The 20973-nt window shown below is 69.9% G+C and carries 19 protein-coding genes; 12 read left to right on the top strand and 7 right to left on the bottom strand.

The window, feature by feature from the left end; all coding sequences use genetic code 11:
* Positions 1 to 218: 218 nt before the first annotated feature.
* The 4 genes from ptsP to EDF46_RS15995 are packed head-to-tail and all read left to right on the top strand — an operon-like array spanning position 219 to position 5102.
* Entirely contained in the window at positions 219 to 1877 is a 1659-nt protein-coding gene (gene ptsP / locus EDF46_RS16010; RefSeq protein ID WP_123507314.1) for a phosphoenolpyruvate--protein phosphotransferase, read from the top strand.
* Between the two features lie 53 nt (positions 1878 to 1930).
* Complete coding sequence (locus EDF46_RS16005) at positions 1931 to 3484, top strand: PTS mannitol transporter subunit IICB (RefSeq protein WP_158614279.1); 1554 nt, start codon at positions 1931 to 1933, stop codon at positions 3482 to 3484.
* A 23-nt stretch (positions 3485 to 3507) separates the two neighbouring features.
* Entirely contained in the window at positions 3508 to 3945 is a 438-nt protein-coding gene (locus EDF46_RS16000; RefSeq protein WP_123507313.1) for a PTS sugar transporter subunit IIA, read from the top strand.
* Positions 3942 to 5102, top strand: a complete 1161-nt coding sequence (locus EDF46_RS15995) for a mannitol-1-phosphate 5-dehydrogenase (protein WP_123507312.1) — start codon at positions 3942 to 3944, stop codon at positions 5100 to 5102. The genes EDF46_RS16000 and EDF46_RS15995 overlap by 4 nt, the downstream gene beginning before the upstream one ends.
* Before the next feature lie 109 nt (positions 5103 to 5211).
* Here EDF46_RS15995 and EDF46_RS15990 read toward each other — a convergent pair whose 3' ends face one another.
* Positions 5212 to 6051 (bottom strand): hypothetical protein, encoded by an 840-nt coding sequence (locus EDF46_RS15990; RefSeq protein WP_123507311.1) that lies wholly within the window; start codon positions 6049 to 6051, stop codon positions 5212 to 5214.
* 188 nt (positions 6052 to 6239) lie between these two features.
* On the opposite strand from EDF46_RS15990, the gene EDF46_RS15985 reads away from it, so the two are divergent.
* Together EDF46_RS15985 and EDF46_RS15980 are read left to right on the top strand one after the other, a co-directional pair.
* Positions 6240 to 7406 (top strand): DUF6177 family protein, encoded by a 1167-nt coding sequence (locus tag EDF46_RS15985; protein WP_233580073.1) that lies wholly within the window; start codon positions 6240 to 6242, stop codon positions 7404 to 7406.
* Positions 7396 to 7740 carry a hypothetical protein gene (locus EDF46_RS15980; protein ID WP_123507309.1) on the top strand — a complete coding sequence of 115 codons (345 nt, stop codon included), beginning with the start codon at positions 7396 to 7398 and terminating at the stop codon, positions 7738 to 7740. The genes EDF46_RS15985 and EDF46_RS15980 overlap by 11 nt, the downstream gene beginning before the upstream one ends.
* Here the strand turns inward: EDF46_RS15980 and EDF46_RS15975 are convergent.
* The 6 genes from EDF46_RS15975 to EDF46_RS15950 all read right to left on the bottom strand — a co-directional run bounded on the left by EDF46_RS15975 (position 7737) and on the right by EDF46_RS15950 (position 13714).
* Positions 7737 to 8489 carry a succinate dehydrogenase iron-sulfur subunit gene (locus tag EDF46_RS15975; protein WP_123507308.1) on the bottom strand — a complete coding sequence of 251 codons (753 nt, stop codon included), beginning with the start codon at positions 8487 to 8489 and terminating at the stop codon, positions 7737 to 7739. The two genes, EDF46_RS15980 and EDF46_RS15975, sit on opposite strands and share 4 nt — an antisense overlap.
* 1 nt (position 8490) lies before the next feature.
* Complete coding sequence (sdhA, locus tag EDF46_RS15970; protein ID WP_233580072.1) at positions 8491 to 10305, bottom strand: succinate dehydrogenase flavoprotein subunit; 1815 nt, start codon at positions 10303 to 10305, stop codon at positions 8491 to 8493.
* Positions 10306 to 10345: 40 nt separating this feature from the next.
* Positions 10346 to 10801 carry a succinate dehydrogenase hydrophobic membrane anchor subunit gene (locus tag EDF46_RS15965; RefSeq protein WP_123507307.1) on the bottom strand — a complete coding sequence of 152 codons (456 nt, stop codon included), beginning with the start codon at positions 10799 to 10801 and terminating at the stop codon, positions 10346 to 10348.
* Positions 10802 to 10804: 3 nt separating this feature from the next.
* Positions 10805 to 11251, bottom strand: coding sequence for a succinate dehydrogenase, cytochrome b556 subunit (sdhC, locus tag EDF46_RS15960; protein WP_123507306.1), 447 nt, complete (start codon positions 11249 to 11251; stop codon positions 10805 to 10807).
* A gap of 90 nt (positions 11252 to 11341) precedes the next feature.
* Positions 11342 to 12490, bottom strand: coding sequence for a glycosyltransferase family 1 protein (locus EDF46_RS15955; RefSeq protein WP_123507554.1), 1149 nt, complete (start codon positions 12488 to 12490; stop codon positions 11342 to 11344).
* Between the two features lie 111 nt (positions 12491 to 12601).
* The gene (locus tag EDF46_RS15950; protein ID WP_123507305.1) at positions 12602 to 13714 is read right to left on the bottom strand and encodes a mannose-1-phosphate guanylyltransferase; all 1113 of its coding nucleotides are present in this window, start codon (positions 13712 to 13714) and stop codon (positions 12602 to 12604) included.
* Positions 13715 to 13940: 226 nt separating this feature from the next.
* On the opposite strand from EDF46_RS15950, the gene EDF46_RS15945 reads away from it, so the two are divergent.
* The 6 genes from EDF46_RS15945 (at position 13941) to EDF46_RS15920 (ending at position 20923) form a co-directional block, all read left to right on the top strand.
* Positions 13941 to 15020, top strand: a complete 1080-nt coding sequence (locus EDF46_RS15945; protein WP_123507304.1) for a BMP family protein — start codon at positions 13941 to 13943, stop codon at positions 15018 to 15020.
* Positions 15021 to 15128: 108 nt separating this feature from the next.
* Complete coding sequence (locus tag EDF46_RS15940) at positions 15129 to 16646, top strand: ABC transporter ATP-binding protein (protein ID WP_123507303.1); 1518 nt, start codon at positions 15129 to 15131, stop codon at positions 16644 to 16646.
* Positions 16643 to 17914 carry an ABC transporter permease gene (locus EDF46_RS15935; RefSeq protein ID WP_123507302.1) on the top strand — a complete coding sequence of 424 codons (1272 nt, stop codon included), beginning with the start codon at positions 16643 to 16645 and terminating at the stop codon, positions 17912 to 17914. The genes EDF46_RS15940 and EDF46_RS15935 overlap by 4 nt, the downstream gene beginning before the upstream one ends.
* Positions 17911 to 19200 (top strand): ABC transporter permease, encoded by a 1290-nt coding sequence (locus EDF46_RS15930; protein WP_123507301.1) that lies wholly within the window; start codon positions 17911 to 17913, stop codon positions 19198 to 19200. Before EDF46_RS15935 ends, EDF46_RS15930 begins: the two co-directional genes overlap by 4 nt.
* Positions 19197 to 19634 carry a cytidine deaminase gene (locus EDF46_RS15925; protein WP_123507300.1) on the top strand — a complete coding sequence of 146 codons (438 nt, stop codon included), beginning with the start codon at positions 19197 to 19199 and terminating at the stop codon, positions 19632 to 19634. The genes EDF46_RS15930 and EDF46_RS15925 overlap by 4 nt, the downstream gene beginning before the upstream one ends.
* Entirely contained in the window at positions 19631 to 20923 is a 1293-nt protein-coding gene (locus EDF46_RS15920) for a thymidine phosphorylase (RefSeq protein ID WP_123507299.1), read from the top strand. Before EDF46_RS15925 ends, EDF46_RS15920 begins: the two co-directional genes overlap by 4 nt.
* Positions 20924 to 20973 lie beyond the last annotated feature (50 nt).

Genomic DNA, 20973 nt, shown 5'->3' with positions numbered 1-20973 from the left:
CATTCTGGGCCTTGTCTCAGGCCACGAAAGCAGAACCAAGCGCAAACAAATGTCTGTTGGTGCATTTTTAGCTCTGATTTTGTTTGTTTGTCAATTCAGATCGATGTATGGTCTTCCCAGCGCCCGTCTCCGGACACATGGGTGCGCACTCGTTGAACACGCACCACACGAACCAGCTGCACTGCCGACAAGGCCAGCCCCAGATGAAGGAGTCTCGGATGCCCGAACTGCCCGGTGTCGGAGTCGGACGCGGAACCGCGTCCGGACCCGTCCTCCGCATGGCCGAACCGCTCGGCGAGCCCGACCAGTCGCCCCTCCAGGGCGATGCGGCCGCGGCCAAGTCCCGGGTCGGCGAGGCGCTGGCCGCCGTCGCCGCCGACCTCGGCAAGCGCGGTGCCGCAGCGGGCGGCGACGCCCAGGCCGTGCTCGAGGCCCAGGCGCTCATGGCGCAGGACCCGTCGATCCTCGACGACGTGCACGCGCAGATCGACGCCGGCACCAACGAGGAGCGCGCCGTCTACAACGCGTTCAAGTCGTTCCAGGACATCCTCTCGGGCATGGGCGGATACATGGGGGAGCGCGCAGCCGACCTCGGCGACGTCGCTCAGCGCATCATCGCGCAGCTCCGCGGCGTGCACGCCCCCGGCGTGCCCGAGTCGGACACCCCGTTCATCCTGGTGGCGCGCGACCTCGCACCGGCCGACACCGCACTCCTCGACCTCGACAAGGTTCTCGCACTCGTCACCCGCGACGGCGGGCCCACCTCGCACACGGCGATCCTCGCGCGCGCCAAGGGCATCACGGCCATCGTCGGCGTGACGCAGGCCGACGAGCTCGCCGACGGCGACGTCGTGATCGTCGACGCCGGTGCCGGCGCCGTCCTCACCGACCCGACCGACGAGCAGATCGCCGACGCCGACCAGAAGCGCGCCGAGCGCCTCGCGGCCGCTTCCGCCCCGCTCACGCCGGGCGCCCTCGCGGACGGCACGACCGTGCCGCTGCTCGCCAACCTCGGCTCCCCGAAGGACGCCGCCGCGGCCGTCGAGCTCGGGGCGGAGGGCGTCGGGCTGTTCCGGACGGAGTTCCTGTTCCTCGACTCCCCGTACGCGCCCGACGTCGCGACGCAGAAGGCCTCGTACGTGGCTCTTTTGAAGGAGTTCCCCGGCAAGAAGGTCGTCGTCCGCGCGCTGGACGCCGGCGCCGACAAGCCGCTGCCGTTCCTCACCGACGCGGGCGAGGAGAACCCGGCCCTCGGCCGTCGCGGTCTGCGCGCGCTGCGGGCCCACGAGAACATCCTCCGCGACCAGCTCACGGCGCTCGCCGAGGCCGACGCCGAGACCGACGCCGACCTCTGGGTCATGGCTCCGATGGTCGCCGACGTCGAGGAGACCGAGTACTTCGTGGCCCTCGCCAAGGAGCTCGGCATCACGACGGCCGGCGTCATGGCCGAGGTGCCCTCGGTCGCGCTCATGGCCGACCAGGTGCTCGAGACCGCCGACTTCGTGTCGATCGGCACGAACGACCTCACCCAGTACACGATGGCCGCCGACCGCATGCTCGGCACAGTGGCTTCGTACCAGGATCCGTGGCACCCCGCCGTGCTCCGCCTCGTCGCACAGCTCGGCACCGCCGGAGCCGCCGCGCACAAGGGCGTCGGCATCTGCGGCGAGGCCGCGTCCGACCCGCTGCTCGCGGTCGTGCTCGTCGGCCTCGGCGCGACCACCCTCTCGATGACGCCCGCGGCCCTCGCCGACGTGCGCGCCGAGCTCCTGAACCACACGCTCGACGAGGCGAAGGCGATGGCCCAGGCCGCGCTCCGCGCCCCGTCGGCCGCAGCGGCTCGTGCCGCGGCGTCCTCCGTCTCCACCTCGCTCTAGACCCCCCCAGCACCACACAACCCCCTCACCACCATGAACAGAAAGACACGATCATGACAACGACGTCTGCAGGCGCCACGACCCGGGAGGCCGGTTCCGGCCGCGTCCGGGTCCAGAAGTTCGGCGCGTTCCTCGCCGGCATGGTGATGCCCAACATCGCGATCTTCATCGCGTGGGGCTTCATCACGGCCTTCTTCATCGAGACCGGATGGACTCCGGTCGGCGTCCTCGGCGGCTTCGGGACGACCGACGGCGTCGCCAACGTGGGCGTCGTCGGCCCGATCCTGACCTACCTGATCCCGCTGGCCATCGCCAACCAGGGTGGCCGCATGGTCTACGACATCCGCGGCGCGGTCGTCGGCTCGATCTTCACGATGGGCGTGATCCTCGGGTCCGACTCGACGATGATCCTCGGCGCCATGATCTGCGGCCCGCTCGGCGCGTACCTCGTCAAGCGGATGGACCGCCTCTGGGACGGCAAGATCAAGCCCGGCTTCGAGATGCTCGTCAACAACTACTCGGCGGGCATCCTGGGCTTCGGTCTCTTCATGGCCGGCTTCTTCTGGCTCTCGAAACTCTTCAGCGTGATCGTCGTCGGCCTCGGCAACGCGGTCGAGGGCCTCATCAACGCCCACCTCCTGCCCCTCGCGAGCCTCTTCATCGAGCCGGCCAAGGTGTTCTTCCTGAACAACGCCATCAACCACGGCGTGCTCGACCAGCTGGGCGCCCAGCAGGTCAAGGAGTCGGGCAAGTCGATCCTGTTCCTCCTCGAGGCGAACCCCGGCCCCGGCCTCGGCATCCTCCTCGCCTTCACCTTCTTCGGTGTCGGTGCGGCACGCGCCTCGGCTCCCGGCGCGATCATCATCCAGTTCTTCGGCGGCATCCACGAGATCTACTTCCCGTTCGTCCTGCAGAAGCCGATCATGTTCATCGCCGTCATCCTCGGTGGCGCCACGGGTGTCGCGACCAACGTCGCCTTCGGCTCCGGCCTGACCGGTCCGGCCTCGCCCGGCTCGATCATCGCCGTCCTCGCCAACACCTCGCGAGACAGCTACCTGGGCGTCATCGCCTCGGTCGTCCTCTCCGCCGCAGTGTCGGGTGTCGTCGCATCGTTCTTCCTCATCGCGACCCGCAAGCGCGACCTGGCCGCCGGCGGCGGCGACATGTCGGACGCCCTCGCCAAGATGCAGGCCGCCAAGGGCCGCGACGCCAACGCCGCGACCGCGGGCGTCTTCGCCGGCTCCACCGCTCCCGCCACGGAGGAGGAGGCCGAGGCCACCTTCGGCGGTGTCGGCAGCGCCACCACCACGAGCACCGCCACCCGCGTCGAGAACATCGTGTTCGCCTGCGACGCCGGCATGGGCTCGTCGGCCATGGGCGCCAGCGTCCTGCGCAACAAGATCAAGAAGGCCGGCATCGAGGGTGTGACCGTGGTCAACAAGGCCATCGCGAACCTCACGGGCGACGAAGACCTGATCATCACGCAGCAGCAGCTGACCGACCGCGCGAAGACCATGAACCCCGGCGCCCAGCACGTCTCGGTCGACAACTTCATGAACGCTCCGCAGTACGACCAGGTCGTCGACCAGCTGGCGAACCAGAAATAACCAAAGAAAGTAGCATCTGAGACATGACTGATTCCGTCCTCCAGAAGAGCCAGATCAAAGCCGAAGGCACCGCCACGACCAAGTCGGAGGCGATGCGAGAAGCCAGCGAGATCCTTCTGGAGGCGGGATCGGTCACAGCCGACTACCTGCCTGCGATGATCGAGCGCGAGAAGAGCGTGTCGACCTACATGGGCAACTTCCTCGCCATCCCGCACGGCACGAACGACGCCAAGGACGCCATCCTGAAGTCGGCGCTGTCGTTCACCCGCTACTCGACTCCGATCGACTGGGACGGCAACCCCGTCCACTTCGTGGTCGGCATCGCGGGCATCGAGAACCAGCACCTCGAGATCCTGTCGAAGATCGCCATCATCTTCTCCGACGACGACGAGGTCCAGGCCCTCCGCGACGCCGCGGGCGTCGACGAGATCTTCGCTCAGCTCGAAGCGGTCAACGAGTGACTGCTGGCACCGCGGTCCATTTCGGCGCCGGCAACATCGGGCGCGGCTTCGTCGGGCTCCTGCTCCACGAAGCCGGCTACGAGGTCGTCTTCTCGGACGTCAATGCCGAGCTGATCGACGAGCTGAAGGCCGCCGACTCGTACGTCGTCCACGAGGTGGGCGAGGGCGCTGCCGACCATGAGGTCACCCGCTTCTCGGCCGTCAACTCCGCCGCCGATCCCGACGCCGTCGTCGCCGCGGTGGCCTCGGCCGCTGTGGTCACCTGCGCCGTGGGCCCGAACGTGCTCAAGTTCATCGCTCCGGCGATCGCCGCCGGGCTCCAGGCTCGCGACGCGTCGCTGCCGAAGGTCGCGGTCATGGCCTGCGAGAACGCGCTCAACGCGACCGACCGACTCGAGGAGTTCATCGTCGCGAACCTGCCCGGCGGCGCCGACGACGCCGCGCTCGGCAGGGCCGTCTTCGCGAACACCGCCGTCGACCGCATCGTCCCCGCCCAGGCGCCGGGCCAGGGGCTCGACGTCACCGTCGAGACCTACTACGAGTGGGCCATCGACCGGACGCCGTTCGGCGGAGCCGAGCCCGATATCCCCGGTGTGCACTGGGTCGACGGTCTCGAGGCCTCGATCGAGCGCAAGCTGTTCACCGTCAACACGGGCCACGCGACGACCGCCTACTTCGGCTTCCTCGCGGGTGCGGACAAGATCTCGGACGCCATCGCGCTGCCCGAGGTGCGTGCCGCCGTCGAAGCCGTCCTCGGCGAGACGAGCGCCCTGCTGATCGCCAAGCACGACCTCGACCCGGCCGTTCATGGCGACTACGTCGCGGCGATCCTCAAGCGGTTCGAGAACGCCGACCTGCCCGACACCACGGCGCGCGTCGGCCGCCAGCCGCTCCGCAAGCTCTCTCGCGACGAGCGCTTCGTGTCGCCGGCCGCAGGTCTCAGCGACCGCGGCACGACCCCGGTCGCGCTGCTCGAGGCCATGGGCGCCGCCCTCCGCTTCGACGTGGCCGACGACGAGCAGAGCGTCGAGCTCCAGGCGATGCTCGCCGACGCGTCGAGGAGCGACGTCGAGCTGGCCGTGGCGATCACGGGCCTCGACGAGGCGCACCCGCTGGTGGCGCCGTTCGCCGCCAAGGTGGGTGCGGCGCGCGCGTAGCTGTCATCCGGCCCGCGGGCCGGCTCGTGCTCGGCCCCGCCGTTGCGGCACGAACCCGTCGTCTCTTCGGCGGGTTCGTGCTGATTCGGCGGGTTCTGCCGGTGGAGCGTCAGCCCCGCAGCCGAGCCCGCACCACGTCGCCGATCACGCCGTACACCCCGGCCTCCACGCCGAGCAGCGCCGGCGACGACTGCTCGCGCGCCTCGAGCAGCGGGAGCGCGGGGTCGAGCCCGTCGACACCCGGCACATCGGGCAGCAGCCGTCGCCCCACCGCCTCGCGGTGCAGCCCCAGCAGGGTGGCCAGGTGGTGCGGTTCGAGCACGTCGGCGACGACGGCGCTGAGCACGAGCCGGCCGACGGCCTCGGCGTCGGCCGGCGCAAGCGGCGGCACGGCGCCGTTCGCGGCGAGGGCCGCATCCGTCTGCTGCTCGACGCTGGCGAACACGCCGGGCCAGCCCCAGGCATCGGCGAGCACGTCGTAGGGTGCGGCGATGCCGAGACCAGCTCCCGGCAGCCAGGCCGGCGTGTAGCGCGGACTGCGCGGGAACCGTGCCAGGTCGTGCGCCCACGCCTCGTCATCGGGCCCGGCGGCGCCGGGGCCCGCCGTGAACGGGCTGCCGGGGTTGGCGTAGACGCGTCGGTCGTAGTTGAACCGGCAGGTGAAGCCGCCGTCCGCCTCCATCACGAGGCTCATCGACAGCCACGTGCCGCGTTCGGCGGCGGCCATGTCGCGGCGGAGGCGGAGGCCGAGCTCGTCGACGGCGCGGGGCACGGGCTGCTCGGACGCGTGACCGCCGACGGAGAGGGTCTCGAGTCGGCGGCCTGCGAGTTCCGACCAGAAGAGACTCGCCTCAGCCCATTCGACCTCGGCGAGCGACGCGGCGACGGCCGACGCCATCTCTCTCTGCAGGGCGAGCTCATCGGGGCGGTTGTCGGTCTCGGCGTCCACAGCGGGCCTCTCGTGGCGGGGCAGGGGGCGGGCGCCTCGCTCGGTGAGTCGCAGGGCGTGGTCCGAGCGTAGCGAGTGGGGTGGCGCCTGCGCGCGAGGGGGCCGAGGAGTGTCGCACGGACCACGGGCGCACGAACTGCGTGCCGCCGCAGAGCTCGCCCGGTCGCGGCCGGCCCCCCGGGAGTTCAATGGGCCGGGTGGGCACACCGATTCGCCATCCGCTGATCGACGCGATCACGCCGCATGCCGTGCGGGTGGCCAGTCGGTCTCGAGTGGTGCGTCTCACCCCGCCCCTCGCCGACCTGCTGTCGCGGCCACCGCTGGCCGATCGCACGGTGGTGCTGGTGACGCCCGAGTCGGCTCGGATCACCATCGGCCTGCGCTCGGCGTTGGTCGCAGCAGGAGGGGTCTGGGCCGTCGAGACGCCGAACGGGTTCCGCGACGGCATCACGGGCGTCGACCGCGCCGACCTCGACGAGGCCGTGCTGGCCCCGGCGAAGGGAAACGACCCGGACGCCGACGGCGACCTCCCGACGGGCTCGCTCACCTCGGCGGACGCCCACACCACCCAGCTCAGCGTCGACGTGACGCTCCTGCACCGGCCGACGGACGACGTGATGCTCGGCGGCGCGCTCGAGACGATGGCGCTGGCGATCGGGGGCGGGCGCCCACGCGCCTGGGGCCTCGCCGAGCCTCTGGAGCACGGCTGGGACCGCTGGGTGCTCACGCAGGACGCCCGGCATCGCGCGCCCGATGCGTCGAGGTTCCTGGTCGAGGGCGACGGCTTCTCGGCCGCCGTCACAGCTCGGTTCGGCGGGCACGGCATCGAGGAGACGGTCGCCATCACCGCCGACGTGCCGGGCGGTTCGGCGGGGCTGGACGCGGCGATCGAGCGGCTGGGCGAGGCGCTCGCGATCCTGACCGTGCATTCCCTGCCCACCTTCGCGCTGGTGCTGGCGCGCGTGGGGGAGGCCGATCGCACGTTCCGCCCGGTCGAGTACCCGCCGCCGAATCCGGTCGCGCTGCTCATCGGCGCCCCGTCGGTGCGGCGGCTGGCGCTGCACGAGCGCGTCTTCGCGGACGACCAGGACGTCGTCGTCGTCGGCAGCGCGTCGCGCCCCGCCTACCTGCTGCCGCTCGGCACGGCGACCGACCCCGGCTGGGACCGCCTGCACGATGCGCTCGACTCCGTTGGCGGCGACCGCCTCACCGCCCTCGTGGCCGCGCCGCTGCTCCAGGCGTGGGAGGACGACCTCCACGGCGACCTCGACCTGCACGGAGAGCCGCATCCGCACGACCGGAAGCCCGGCGACACGGGCGCAGGAAGTCGAGGGGGTCACCCGGGTGCCCCGTGAGATCACGATCCTCTCCCGCGGCGACCACGACCTGTTCTCGCTCGCCGAGGCCGCCGAGGCGATCCCGGGTGCCGCGGCCGTGCGCGAGATCGACGGGGGCTCGGCGCTGCAGGTGACCACCGCCACGGGTGTGCCGGTGCTGACCGTCTACCCGCCCCGCCTCATGCCGACTGCCGGCGAGGTCGCGCGCCTTCTGCCGGACGCCCCCGCCGTCGACCTGCCGACGTGGTGGTGCGACGCCGTGGCGCCGCTCAGCGACGAGGGGGAGATCGGGGTGCGGGTGGCGTTGCAGCTCGCCGTCGGGATGGGTGCTGTCTGTGTCGTCGCCGATTAGGGCCGGCCGCGGAGCACTGCGGCTTTGACCTCGGCGATGGCCTGTGTCACCTGAATGCCGCGCGGGCACGCCTCGGTGCAGTTGAAGGTCGTGCGGCAGCGCCACACACCCTCCTTGTCGTTGAGGATGTCGAGCCGCACCTCGCTGGCCTCGTCGCGCGAGTCGAAGATGAAGCGGTGCGCATTGACGATCGCCGCCGGGCCGAAGTACTGCCCGTCGGTCCAGAACACCGGGCACGACGAGGTGCAGGCGGCGCAGAGGATGCACTTCGTGGTGTCGTCGAACCGGGCGCGCTGCTCGGCCGACTGGAGGCGCTCCTTCTCGGGCTTCGACGACGACTGCAGGAAGGGCTGCACCTCGCGGTAGGAGGCGAAGAACGGCTCCATGTCGACGACGAGGTCCTTCTCGAGCGGCAGGCCCTTGATGGCCTCGACGTAGACCGGCTTCGAGATGTCGAGGTCTTTCATCAGCGTCTTGCACGCGAGGCGGTTGCGGCCGTTGATGCGCATGGCGTCCGAGCCGCAGACGCCGTGGGCGCACGAGCGACGGAAGGTCAGCGAGCCGTCCTGCTCCCACTTGATCTGGTGCAGCGCGTCGAGCACGCGGTCGGTCGGCAGCATCTCGACCGAGAACTCCTGCCAGCGCGGCTCGGTGTCGACATCGGGGTCGAAGCGGCGGATCATCATCGTCGCGGTGAACTTCTGGATCGCGTCGGCTGCTGCCGGACGCTCTTCGAGGACGGTGCTCATCTCAGTACTTCCGTTCCATCGGCTGGTAGTTCGTGATGACGACCGGTTTGGTCGAGAGCTTGATGTGGTCGCCCGCGTCGGCCGAGTGGGCGTCGCCCGAGAGGTAGGCCATCGTGTGCACGAGCCACTTCTCGTCGTCGCGCTTCGGGAAGTCCTCGCGGAAGTGGCCGCCGCGGCTCTCCTGGCGTGAAAGCGCGGAGTAGACGACGACCTCGGCGAGGTCGAGCAGGAAGCCGAGCTCGATGGCCTCGAGTAAGTCGGTGTTGAAGCGCTTGCCCTTGTCTTGCACCGAGATGTTGAGGAAGCGCTCGCGCAGCTCCTGAATCTTCTCGGTGACCGCGATGAGGGTCTCCTCGGTGCGGAAGACCTGGGCGTTGTCGTCCATGGACTCCTGCAGCTCGCGCCGAAGGGTCGCGATTCGCTCGGTGCCGGTCGCTCCGCGCACCTGGTCGATCAGGCCCTTGACGAACTCGGCGGCGTCGTCGGGGAGCGGCGCGAACTCGGCCGTCTTGACGTACTCGACCGCGTTGTCGCCGGCTCGCTTGCCGAAGACGTTGATGTCGAGCAGCGAGTTGGTGCCGAGGCGGTTGGAGCCGTGGACGCTCACGCAGGCGCACTCGCCGGCGGCGTAGAGGCCGGGCACGACGGTGGTGTTGTCGGAGAGCACCTCGGCCTTGACGTTGGTCGGGATGCCGCCCATGGCGTAGTGCGCTGTCGGAAGCACCGGCACCGGCTCGGTGTAGGGCTCCACGCCGAGATACGTGCGGGCGAACTCGGTGATGTCGGGGAGCTTCGCGTCGATCACCTCGGGCGACAGGTGCGTGATGTCGAGGTAGAGGTAGTCCTTGTTGGGGCCAGCGCCGCGGCCCTCGCGGATCTCGGTGCGCATGCAGCGCGCGACGATGTCGCGAGGCGCCAGGTCTTTGATGGTCGGGGCGTAGCGCTCCATGAAGCGCTCGCCCTCGCTGTTGCGGAGGATCGCCCCCTCGCCTCGGGCGGCCTCCGAGAGGAGGATGCCGAGGCCGGCCAGGCCGGTCGGGTGGAACTGGAAGAACTCCATGTCTTCGAGCGGAAGGCCCTTGCGCCAGATGATCCCGACGCCGTCGCCGGTGAGCGTGTGGGCGTTCGAGGTCGTCTTGTAGATCTTGCCGAAGCCGCCGGTCGCGAAGATGACCGCCTTGCCCTGGAAGACGTGCAGCTCGCCGGTCGAGAGCTCGTACGCCACGACGCCCGCGGGGCGCTTCTCGCCGTCGACCTCGGTCATGATGAGGTCGAGCACGTAGAACTCGTTGAAGAAGTTGATGCCGAGCTTCACGCAGTTCTGGAACAGCGTCTGCAGGATCATGTGGCCGGTGCGGTCGGCCGCGTAGCAGGCACGGCGCACCGGAGCCTTGCCGTGCTCGGAGGTGTGGCCGCCGAAGCGCCGCTGGTCGATCTTGCCCTCGGGCGTCCGGTTGAACGGCAGGCCCATGTTCTCGAGCTCGAGCACCGCGGTGATGGCTTCTTTGGCCAGGATCTCGGCCGCGTCCTGGTCGACGAGGTAGTCGCCGCCCTTCACGGTGTCGAAGGTGTGCCACTCCCAGTTGTCGTCCTCGACGTTGGCGAGGGCCGCGGCCATGCCGCCCTGGGCCGCTCCCGTGTGCGATCGCGTGGGGTAGAGCTTCGAGATGACGGCTGTCGAGGCGCCCGCGCCGGCCTGGATGGCCGCACGCATCCCGGCGCCGCCGGCGCCGACGATGACGATGTCGTGCTGGTGGTAGTGGACGCCGTCGATGGTGCGGGTCGGGGCGGTGGAGGAGTCGGGGATGTCAGACACAGGAACCTTCGAGAGTGGGGGAGCCGCTAGGAGAACGGCGTTACTGGGCCGGGCAGAACGACGGGAGGTCGCTCGGGAGGGAGCCGGCCGGGCACGGGTCGAACGTGTAGATGACCAGGGTGCCGAGGAGCAGGAGGACGACGCTGGAGGCCAGCAGCGCGATCAGCATGGTCTTGCGGACCTTCGGGTTCGACACGTAGTCGTTCACGATGGTGCGCATGCCGTTCGAGCCGTGGATCAGGGCGAGCCAGAGGAGCAGGGTGTCCCACACCTTCCAGAACGGGTTCGACCACTTGCCCCCGACGAAGGCGAAGTCGATCGCCTTGACGCCGCCCTGGCCGGCGATGAGGTTCGTGAACAGGTGCGCGGCGATCAGCACGATCAGCAGCACTCCGCTGCCGCGCATGTAGAGCCATCCCCACTTCTCCCAGTTGACGCGGCGCTTACGCGCGACGGGGCGAGGGCTCCGGGGGGCTTCGATGGTCGAGGAGGTCATGCGCTACTCCGAGAAGATGTTCATCATCTGGCGGGGGACGAAGCCGGCGAGCAGGATCACCCAGAGGGCGATCACGATCCAGAACATGAGTCGCTGGTGCTTCGTGCCCTGGCTCCAGAAGTCGATCAGGATGATCCGGAGGCCGTTGAGGGCGTGGAAGCCGATCGCCGCGACGAGAGCCGTCTCGCCGAAGCCCATGATCGGGTGCTTGTAGGTGCCGATGACCGCGTTGTACGCCTGCGGGCTGACCCGGACGAGCGCCGTGTCGAGGATGTGCACCAGCAGGAAGAAGTAGATCGAGACGCCGGTGATCCGGTGGAGGACCCACGACCACATGCCCTCGCGACCCCGGTACAGCGTGCCCTGGAACCTGCTCGGGCGCGGAGGCGCCACCTTCGTGTCGCCATTCGGCGCGGGAGGCCCGGTGAGGACCCCTGTCTGCTCGGCCATGAGCAACCCTCCAAAACGGATCGGGGTGTGACGCGGTATCTGAACCATCCTAGGCACCCGTCCTGAGCGCCTTGGAGAGCGCTGAGGGGATTATCTCGATGCCGAGAGAGTTCCCACGGGCTGCGGCATCGCCGCGGCGGCGGCCCCGTAGTGCGCGATCAGCTCGTCGCCGAGGTGGGTCCAGGTGCGGCCGACCACCGCGCGCCGGCCGGCCTCGCCGAAGCGGGCGCGGAGGAGTGGGTCCTCGACCAGCGAGAGGACGGCCCGCCGCAGCGAGTGGTCGTGGCGCGGGTCGAACAGGAAGCCGTCCACCCCGTGCTCGACGAGGTCGAGGGGACCGCCGGCGGCCGGCGCGACGACCGGGAGCCCGGCCGCATGAGCCTCCTGCAGCGTCTGCCCGAAGGTCTCGGTCGTGCCGGCGTGCACGAACAGGTCGAAGGCGGCGTAGGCCGTGGCGAGCTCCTCGCCGCGGAGCGTCCCGAGGAAGACCGGGTCGAGCCCAGACAGGCGCCGGCCCAGCGAGGCGCGCGCGGGCCCGTCGCCGACCAGCACGAGCCTCATGCCGCGGATGCGCCGGAGGGCCTGCAGGCGCTCGAGCTCCTTCTCGGGGGCGAGGCGCCCGACGTAGCCCACGATCGCCTCGCCGTCGGGTGCGAGACGGGCCCGCAGTTCCTGCGCTGCCTGCTCGGTACGGCGGTTGGGATGGTAGAGCGCCGAGTCGACGCCGCGGCCCCAGGTCGCGACGCGCTGCACGCCGATGCGCTCGAGGTCGCGGCGGGAGGCCTCCGAGGGCACGAGCGTGAGGGTCGCATTGTGGTGCACCTTGCGGATGAGCTTCCACACGAGGGCGGTTCCGGCGGCGCCGAAGCCGTTGCGGCCGGCGTACTTGGCCATGTCGGTCTGGAAGATCGCGACGCTCGGCACTCCCATCCGCTGGGCGGCGGTGATCGCCTGCGCACCCAGCACGAGGGGAGACGCGGCGTGGATCACGTCGGGGTCGAAGCCGGCGAGCAGCGATGCCATCGCCGGGCCGGGGATCCCGACCGGGAACTGGCGGTAGCCGACGCTCGGCATGCGGTGCACGGCGAAGCCCGCGAAGCGGTCGGGGCCCTTGCCCGCTGGCGCGATGACCATGGCCTCGTGGCCGCGGTCGCGCAGATGCTCGAGCACCCGGCAGACGCTGTTGGTCACCCCGTTGACGGTCGGGAGAAAACTCTCGGTCACGATGGCAACTCGCATCATCCCACCTCATCCGCGCACAGAACCCGCTCGCTGAGGCGAACCTATGCGTCGGGTGTGACAGGGGAGTGGCGGGGCAGTGAACGCCGAATGGCGACCTGCCCGCAGCTGCTACAGGACGTCGTTGCGCCCGGACAGCTTGAGCGCGTCGACGACGCTCTTCACCCGCTGAGCGTTGGCGCTGGTGGTGACGAGCAGAGCGTCGGGGGTGTCGACCACGACGATGTCGCTGACGCCGATGAGCGAGATGAGCCGGTCGCCCTGGCTGACGACTATGCCCGACGACGAGTCGGCGAGCACGCGGGCGTTCTCGCCGAGGATCGCCAGGTCGGAGGCGCGCCCCTTCGAGTGCAGCTTCGCGATCGAGGCGAAGTCGCCCACGTCGTCCCAGTCGAAGTCGCCGGGGATGACGGCGAGTCGGCCGAGGGCCGCGGCGGGCTCGGCCACGGTGTAGTCGATGGCGATCTTCTCGAGGTCGGGCCAGACCTGGTCGACGACGGCGCCTCGCGCGGGGGTGTCCCAGGCGTCGGCGAGCTCGAGCAGGCCGGCGAGCAGCTCGGGGCGCGTCTCGCCGAGCTGCCGCAGCAGCACGTCGGCGCGCGTGATGAACATGCCCGCGTTCCAGAGGTAGTTGCCGTCGGCGACGTACTCCTCGGCGGTCTCGAGCTCGGGCTTCTCGACGAACGAGGTCACTGCTGCCGCGTGCGGGGCGCCGTCGATGGCGAGCGGCTGGCCGCAGTGGATGTAGCCGAAGCCGACGGCAGGCTCGGTCGGCGTGATGCCGATCGTCGCGATGTAGCCGGCGTCGGCGGCGACGATGGCCTCCTTGACCGCGCGCACGAAGCCGCGCTGATCGCTGATGACGTGGTCGGCGGCGAACGAGCCGATGATCACGTCGGGCTCGCGCTTGGCGAGGATGGCGGCGGCGAGGCCGATCGCGGCGGTGCTGTCCTTCGGCTCGGACTCGAGCACGACGTTGCGGTCTTCGAGGGCGGGCAGCTGGGCCTCGACGGCGGCGCGGTGCGAGCGCCCGGTGACGACCATGATCCGCTGCTCGCCGTTGATCGGGGCGAGGCGGTCCCAGGTTCCGCGAAGCAGCGTGGTGCCCGACCCGGTGAGATCGTGCAGGAACTTCGGGGCGTCTGCGCGGCTCAGCGGCCACAGGCGGGAGCCGATGCCGCCGGCCGGGATGATGCTGTAGAACCGGTCGAGTGCTGTCGTCATGCCCACACCTTAGCGGCGGGCACAACCCGGAACCCCTATCAGATTCGGCGTAACGGCGCTGTTTCACGATGGTCGCGGTCCGGTAACGCTTCGCGCCCGATCGGGGCGACGTGCAATTAGCCCTCGTAACTTTGGGTAACCTGCAAGACATCGCGCCCAGCGGCGAATGCTGGGCCACTTCTTCACAATCCCTCTGCATCGCGCAGAACCCGTCTTGGAGGACACAGTGACAATCTCCGTGCGAAAGGCCGTGTTCACCGGCATCGCCATGGTCGGAGCGACGGCGATCCTCGCCGGCTGCGGCTCGGCCCCCGAAGCGACGAGCACCAAGAGCGGCTCGGCGTCGAGCTACCTCCCGTGCATGGTCTCGGACGCCGGCGGCTTCGACGACAAGTCGTTCAACCAGCTCGGCAAGGAGGGCCTCGACGCCGCCGCCGACACCCTCGGCGTCACGCCGAAGGCCGTCGAGTCCGCCGACCAGACCGTCTACGCCTCGAACATCTCGAGCCTCGTCACTCAGAAGTGCAAGCTGATCATCACCGTCGGCTTCCTGCTCGCCGACGCGACGAAGGCCGCTGCCAAGGCGAACCCGAACGTCGACTTCGCCACCATCGACGACGCGTCGATCACGGCCGACAACGTGCAGCCGATCACCTTCAACACCTCCGAGGCGGCCTTCCTCGGCGGGTACGCCGCTGCCGCGTACTCGAAGACCGGCGTCGTCGGCACCTTCGGCGGCGCGCAGATCCCGACGGTCACCATCTTCATGGACGGCTTCGCGGACGGCGTCGCGTACTACAACGAGCAGAAGAGCAAGAACGTCAAGGTCGTCGGCTGGGACGTCGACAAGCAGAAGGGCGTCTTCACGGGCGGCTTCGAGGCCGGCACCGCCGCCAAGCAGTCCGCTCAGACCCTGATCGACCAGGACGCCGACGTCATCATGCCGGTCGGCGGCCCGATCTACCAGAGCGCCGCGCAGGCCGTGAAGGACGCCGACAAGGGCATCGTCCTCGTCGGCGTCGACTCCGACACCTACGAGACCGACCCGTCCAACAAGGCGCTCTTCCTGACCAGCGTCGAGAAGGGCATCAAGCCCGCGACCGAGGCCGTCATCGAGTCCGCCGCCAAGGGCGACTTCTCGTCGACCCCCTACGTCGGCACCCTGAAGAACGACGGCGTCGGCCTCGCCCCGTTCCACGACTACGCCGACAAGATCCCCTCGACCCTCGAGGGCGAGCTGAAGACGATCAAGGCGGGCATCATCGACGGCTCGATCACGGTCAAGTCGCCGGCCGCCAGCAAGTAGCGCCACGGGCTCGGCCGCTCGCGCGGCCGTCCCACCACAGGGCCCGGAGCGACTAACGTCGCTTCGGGCCCTTACGCCTGCCTGACCCCCCAGGGAGAACCCAACCCCATGAAACTCGAGCTGCAAGGCATCACCAAGCGCTTCGGCGCTCTCACCGCGAACGATCACATCAGCCTCACCGTCGAGCCTGGCGAGATCCACGCGCTTCTCGGAGAGAACGGCGCCGGCAAGTCCACCCTCATGAACGTGCTCTACGGCCTGTACCAGGCCGACGAGGGCGACATCCTGCTCGACGACGTCGTCCAGCGGTTCGCCGGTCCCGGCGACGCCATGAACGCCGGCATCGGGATGGTGCACCAGCACTTCATGCTCGTGCCGGTCTTCACCGTGGCCGAGAACGTCATGCTCGGCCACGAGGAGACCGCGTTCGGCGGCCGCCTCGACCTTCCGGGAGCGCGCGCGAAGGTGCGCGCGATCTCGCAGCGGTTCGGGTTCGACGTCGACCCCGATGCCATCGTCGAGGAGCTCCCCGTCGGCGTGCAGCAGCGCGTCGAGATCATCAAGGCGCTGTCGCGTGACGCGAAGGTGCTCGTGTTCGACGAGCCGACCGCCGTGCTGACGCCGCAGGAGACCGACGAGCTGATGGCGATCATGCGGCAGCTCCGCGACGCCGGCACCGCGATCGTCTTCATCACCCACAAGCTGCGCGAGGTGCGCGAGGTCGCCGACCGCATCACCGTGATCCGCCTCGGCACGGTCGTCGGCGAGGCCTCGCCCACGGCGTCCAACGCCGAGCTCGCCTCGCTCATGGTCGGCCGCTCCGTCGAGCTGACCGTGCAGAAGGCGCCGGCCGAGCCGGGCGACGTCGCGCTCGTGGTCGACGACCTCCGCGTCATCGACGCCATCGGCCAGTTCGTCGTCGACGGCGTCTCGTTCGAGCTGCGCCGAGGCGAGATCCTCGCCATCGCCGGCGTGCAGGGCAACGGCCAGACCGAGCTCACCGAGGCGATCCTCGGCCTCCAGCCGCGCGTCGAGGGGCGGATCGAGCTCGACGGCAAGCAGATCCAGGGCCTCAGCGTCCGGAAGGTGCTCGACTCGGGTGTCGGCTTCGTCCCGGAGGACCGGACCGAGGACGGCCTCGTCGGCGAGTTCACCATCGCCGAGAACCTCATGCTCGACCGCTCGCAGTCCGGCCCGTTCGTGAAGCGAGGCTGGCTCCGCCTGGTCGAGCTGGCCGAGTTCGCGACCGAGAAGGTCCGCGAGTTCGACATCCGCAGCCAGGGCATCGCCACTCCGGTGGGCCGCCTGTCGGGCGGAAACCAGCAGAAGGTCGTCCTGGCCCGCGAGCTGTCGCGCGACCTGCGGCTCTTCGTCGCGGCCCAGCCCACCCGCGGCATCGACGTCGGCTCGATCGAGTTCGTCCACAAGCGCATCGTCGAGACCCGCGACTCGGGCGTTCCCGTGATCGTGGTCTCGACCGAGCTCGACGAGGTCACCGCGCTCGCCGACCGCATCGCCGTCATGTACCGCGGCACGATCGTCGGCATCGTCCCCGCCGACACCCCGCGCGACGTCCTCGGCCTCATGATGGCCGGCGAGGTCCCCTCGACGGAGGACGCAGCATGAGCACCCCCACCCCGACCACGCCCGCTCCGGCTCCGGCTCCGGCTCCTCCGCGCGACGCGCAGGCCTCGCGCCTGCTCCGCGACATCGTCCAGAGCAACGCGATGGTGTCCGTCCTCGCGGTCGTCCTCGCGCTGGTGCTCTCGGGCATCCTGATCGCAGCGACCGACCCCACCGTGCAGTCGACGTCCGGCTACTTCTTCGCCCGTCCGGGCGACATGATCCAGGCGGTCTGGCATTCCGTGTCGGTCGCCTACGTGTCGATCTTCCAGGGCAGCGTCATCGACTTCAGCGCCTACGGCTTCGCCGCCGGGATCCACCCGCTGACCGAGACCCTGAACTACGCGATGCCGCTGATCGTCGCGGGCCTCGGGGTGGCGCTCGCGTTCCGCGCCGGCATGTTCAACATCGGCGGCCAGGGGCAGATCCTGATGGGCGCCGCGGCCGCCGGCTGGGTCGGCTTCTCGTTCCACCTGCCGCTGGCTATCCACCTGCCGCTCGCCATCATCGCGGGCATCGCGGGCGGGGCCCTCTGGGGCTTCATCGTCGGCTTCCTGAAGGCGCGCACCGGCGCGCACGAGGTGATCCTGACGATCATGCTGAACTACGTCGCCCTGTACCTGGTGTCGTTCATGCTCCGGACGCCCGGCCTGCTCCAGGCACCCGGCTCGACGAACCCGCAGTCTCCGGCGACGCTGCCCACGGCGATCCTGCCGAAGCTGCTCGGCCCGAACTTCAACCTCAACGTCGGCTTCCTGCTCGTGATCGCCGCGACGATCTTCTGCTCGTGGCTGCTCAACCGGTCGACGCTCGGCTTCCGCTTCCGCGCCGTGGGCGAGAACCCCCACGCGGCCCGCACCGCCGGCATCAACGTCAAGAACGTCTACGTCTGGGCGATGGTCCTGTCGGGCGCGCTCGTCGGCATCGCGGGCGCCACGCAGGTGCTCGGCACGCTGACCACCGGCTTCTCGTCGGGTATCGACGCGGGCATCGGCTTCGACGCGATCACCGTCGCGCTGCTCGGCCGCTCTCGCCCCTGGGGCGTCTTCGGCGCGGGCATCCTGTTCGGTGCTCTCAAGGCCGGCGGCTACGCCATGCAGGCCGCGAACGGCGTGCCGATCGACATCGTGCTGGTCGTGCAGTCGCTGATCGTCCTGTTCGTGGCGGCGCCGCCGCTGGTGCGGACCATCTTCCGAATCCGGCAGACCGGCTCCGGGTCGCCCCGCATCCGCAAGGCGTCCTCCTCCAAGACCGCGGTGGTGACCAAGTGAGCTCCCTGACCCCCGACGTGGCCGTGCCCGTCGCCGAGACCCCCGGGCTCGCCGTCGCGAAGACGCGCTCCTGGAAGGCACCGATCGCGCTGGGCGCGTTCGTCGTCGTGTCGGTCCTGCTGTTCCTCGTGGCCGGCCGCTCGGGTGACTCGACCTTCCGCCTGTCGTCGGCGACCGACTTCGTCAAGCTCCCCAACGCCGTCCTGCCGACGCGCGGCACCGACGTCGTGCTCACGATCGTGCTCGCCGTCATCGCGGTCGCAGCCGCCTACCTGGTGTCGCAGTACCGCCGGGTGCCGATCTGGCTCATCGCGGTGTTCGGCGTCCTGTTCTTCGTCGCCTTCCTCACCTGGGCGGGCGCCGACCAGTCGATCCTGGTGCCCGGCCTCCTCGTCGGGTCGCTCGCCCTCTCGACTCCGCTGATCTTCGGCGCCCTCGGCGGCGTCATCTCGGAGCGGGTCGGCGTCGTGAACGTCGCCATCGAGGGCCAGCTGCTGGGCGGCGCCTTTGTCTCGGCCGTCGTGGCCAGCGTCACCGGGTCGCTCTGGGCCGGCCTCGTCAGCGCCATGGTCGCCGGCGCCCTGGTGTCGATGATCCTGGCCGTCTTCAGCATCCGCTACCTCGTCGACCAGGTCATCGTCGGCGTCGTGCTGAACGTGTTCGTCACCGGCCTGACGAGCTTCCTCTACTCCGAGGTGCTCACCTCGAATGAGAAGCTCAACCAGGGGCTCCGCTTCGCACAGGTCGACATCCCCGGCCTCAGCTCCATCCCGCTGATCGGGCCGCTCTTCTTCCAGCAGAACGTCGTCGTCTACCTGATGTACGTCGCCGTCGCGGTCGTCTTCTTCGGCCTGTTCAAGACCCGCTGGGGCCTCCGCCTCCGCGCGGTCGGCGAGCACCCGCAGGCGGCCGACACCGTGGGCATCCGGGTCAACGCGACCCGCTTCTGGAACGTCTCGCTGGCGGGCGCGATCGCCGGCCTGGGCGGCGCGTTCTTCACCCTCGGCGACCTGGGCGAGTTCCAGAAGTCGATGACCGCGGGTGCCGGCTACATCGCCCTCGCCGCCGTCATCTTCGGGCGCTGGGATCCGATCCGCGCCACGCTCGCGGCTCTTCTCTTCGGCTTCGCCAGCAACCTGCAGAACGTGCTCAGCGCGGTCGGCTCGCCGGTGCCGAGCGAGTTCATGCTGATGCTGCCGTACGTCGTCACGATCCTCGCCGTCGCGGGGCTCGTCGGCCAGTCGAGGGGCCCCGCCGCCTCGGGGAAGCCCTACGTGAAGTCATGACCGACGTCGACCACGAGAGCGTCTTCGACTGGGACGGCCTGCGCGCCACCGCTCGGGAGGCCATGCAGAAGGCCTACGTGCCCTACTCGAAGTTTCCGGTGGGGGCTGCGGCGCTGACCGACGACGGCCGCGTGGTGTCGGGCTGCAACGTCGAGAACGCCTCGTACGGCCTCACGCTGTGCGCCGAGTGCTCGCTCGTGTCGCAGCTGACCATGACCGGCGGGGGCCGCCTCGTCGCGTTCGCCTGCGTCGACGGCAACGGCGGCGTGCTGATGCCGTGCGGCCGCTGCCGGCAGCTGCTCTACGAGCACTCCGCCGAGGGCATGGTGCTCGACACCGTCTCCGGATTCAAGACCATCGACGAGGTGATCCCGGACGCGTTCGGGCCCCGTCAGCTCCAGGCCTACGAGGCCTCCCAGAAGGACTCACAATGACCACTTCCATCGAACCCTTCGACGTCGTCGACCTGATCCGCGTCAAGCGCTCCTCCGGCACGCTGAGCACTGCCCAGATCGACTGGCTGATCGACGCCTACACGCGCGGCTACGTCGCCGACGAGCAGATGTCGGCGCTCACCATGGCGATCTTCCTGAACGGCATGCAGCGCTCCGAGATCCGCGACCTCACGCTCGCCATGATCGCGTCGGGCGAGACGATGTCGTTCGACGGCCTCGGCAGGACGACCGTCGACAAGCACTCCACCGGCGGAGTCGGCGACAAGATCACCCTGCCCCTCGCTCCGCTCGTCGCCTCGTTCGGCGTCGCGGTGCCGCAGCTCTCTGGCCGAGGCCTCGGCCACACGGGCGGGACCCTCGACAAGCTCGAGTCGATCCCCGGCTGGCAGGCGTCGCTCACCAACGAGCGCATGCGCGAGATCCTCGCCGACGAGGGTGCCGTGATCTGCGCCGCCGGAACAGGTCTCGCCCCCGCCGACGCCAAGCTCTACGCGCTCCGCGACATCACCGGCACCGTCGAGGCGATCCCGCTGATCGCGTCGTCGATCATGTCGAAGAAGATCGCCGAGGGCACCGCCGCTCTGGTGCTCGACGTGAAGTTCGGCTCCGGCGCCTTCATCCAGGACTTCACACGGGCGCAGGAACTCGCGCACACCATGGTCGACCTCGGCACCGACGCGGGCGTTCGCACGTCGGCGCTCCTCACCGACATGAGCGTTCCGCTCGGCAAGACGATCGGAAACGCCCTCGAGGTGCGCGAGTCGCTCGAGACCCTCTCGGGCGGCGGCCCGGCCGACATCCGCGAGCTCACCGTGGCCCTGGCGCGCGAGATGCTCGCCGCCGCCGGCCAGCCCGACGCCGACGTCGAGGCCGCTCTCGACGACGGACGAGCCATGGACTCCTGGAACCGCATGATCCGCGCCCAGGGCGGCGACCCTGAGGCCCCGCTGCCGGTGGCGCCGCACACGCACGTCGTCACCGCCGCCGAGTCGGGCTACCTCATCGAGCAGGAGGCGCTGCCGTTCGGCATCGCCGCCTGGCGCCTCGGCGCCGGACGCGCCCGCAAGCAGGATCCGGTGATGGCCACGGCCGGCATCGAGCTGCACGCGAAGCCCGGTGACCAGGTCACGGCCGGCCAGCCGCTCTTCACCCTTCACAGCGAGGACGAATCGCGGTTCGGCCGCGCGCTGGAGGCCGTCGAGGGCGCCTGGAGCATCGGCGGCACGGCCCCGGCGCCCCGGTCTCTCGTCGTGGAGCGAATCTCCTAGATTCACCCCGCCCGCTTGTGGTCGCCGTTCAGTCTGCCGACTGCGGCCAC

The sequence above is a fragment of the Frondihabitans sp. PhB188 genome, from assembly GCF_003752365.1.
GTDB lineage: Bacteria > Actinomycetota > Actinomycetes > Actinomycetales > Microbacteriaceae > Frondihabitans.
This window is presented reverse-complemented; position numbering and strand designations above follow the sequence as displayed.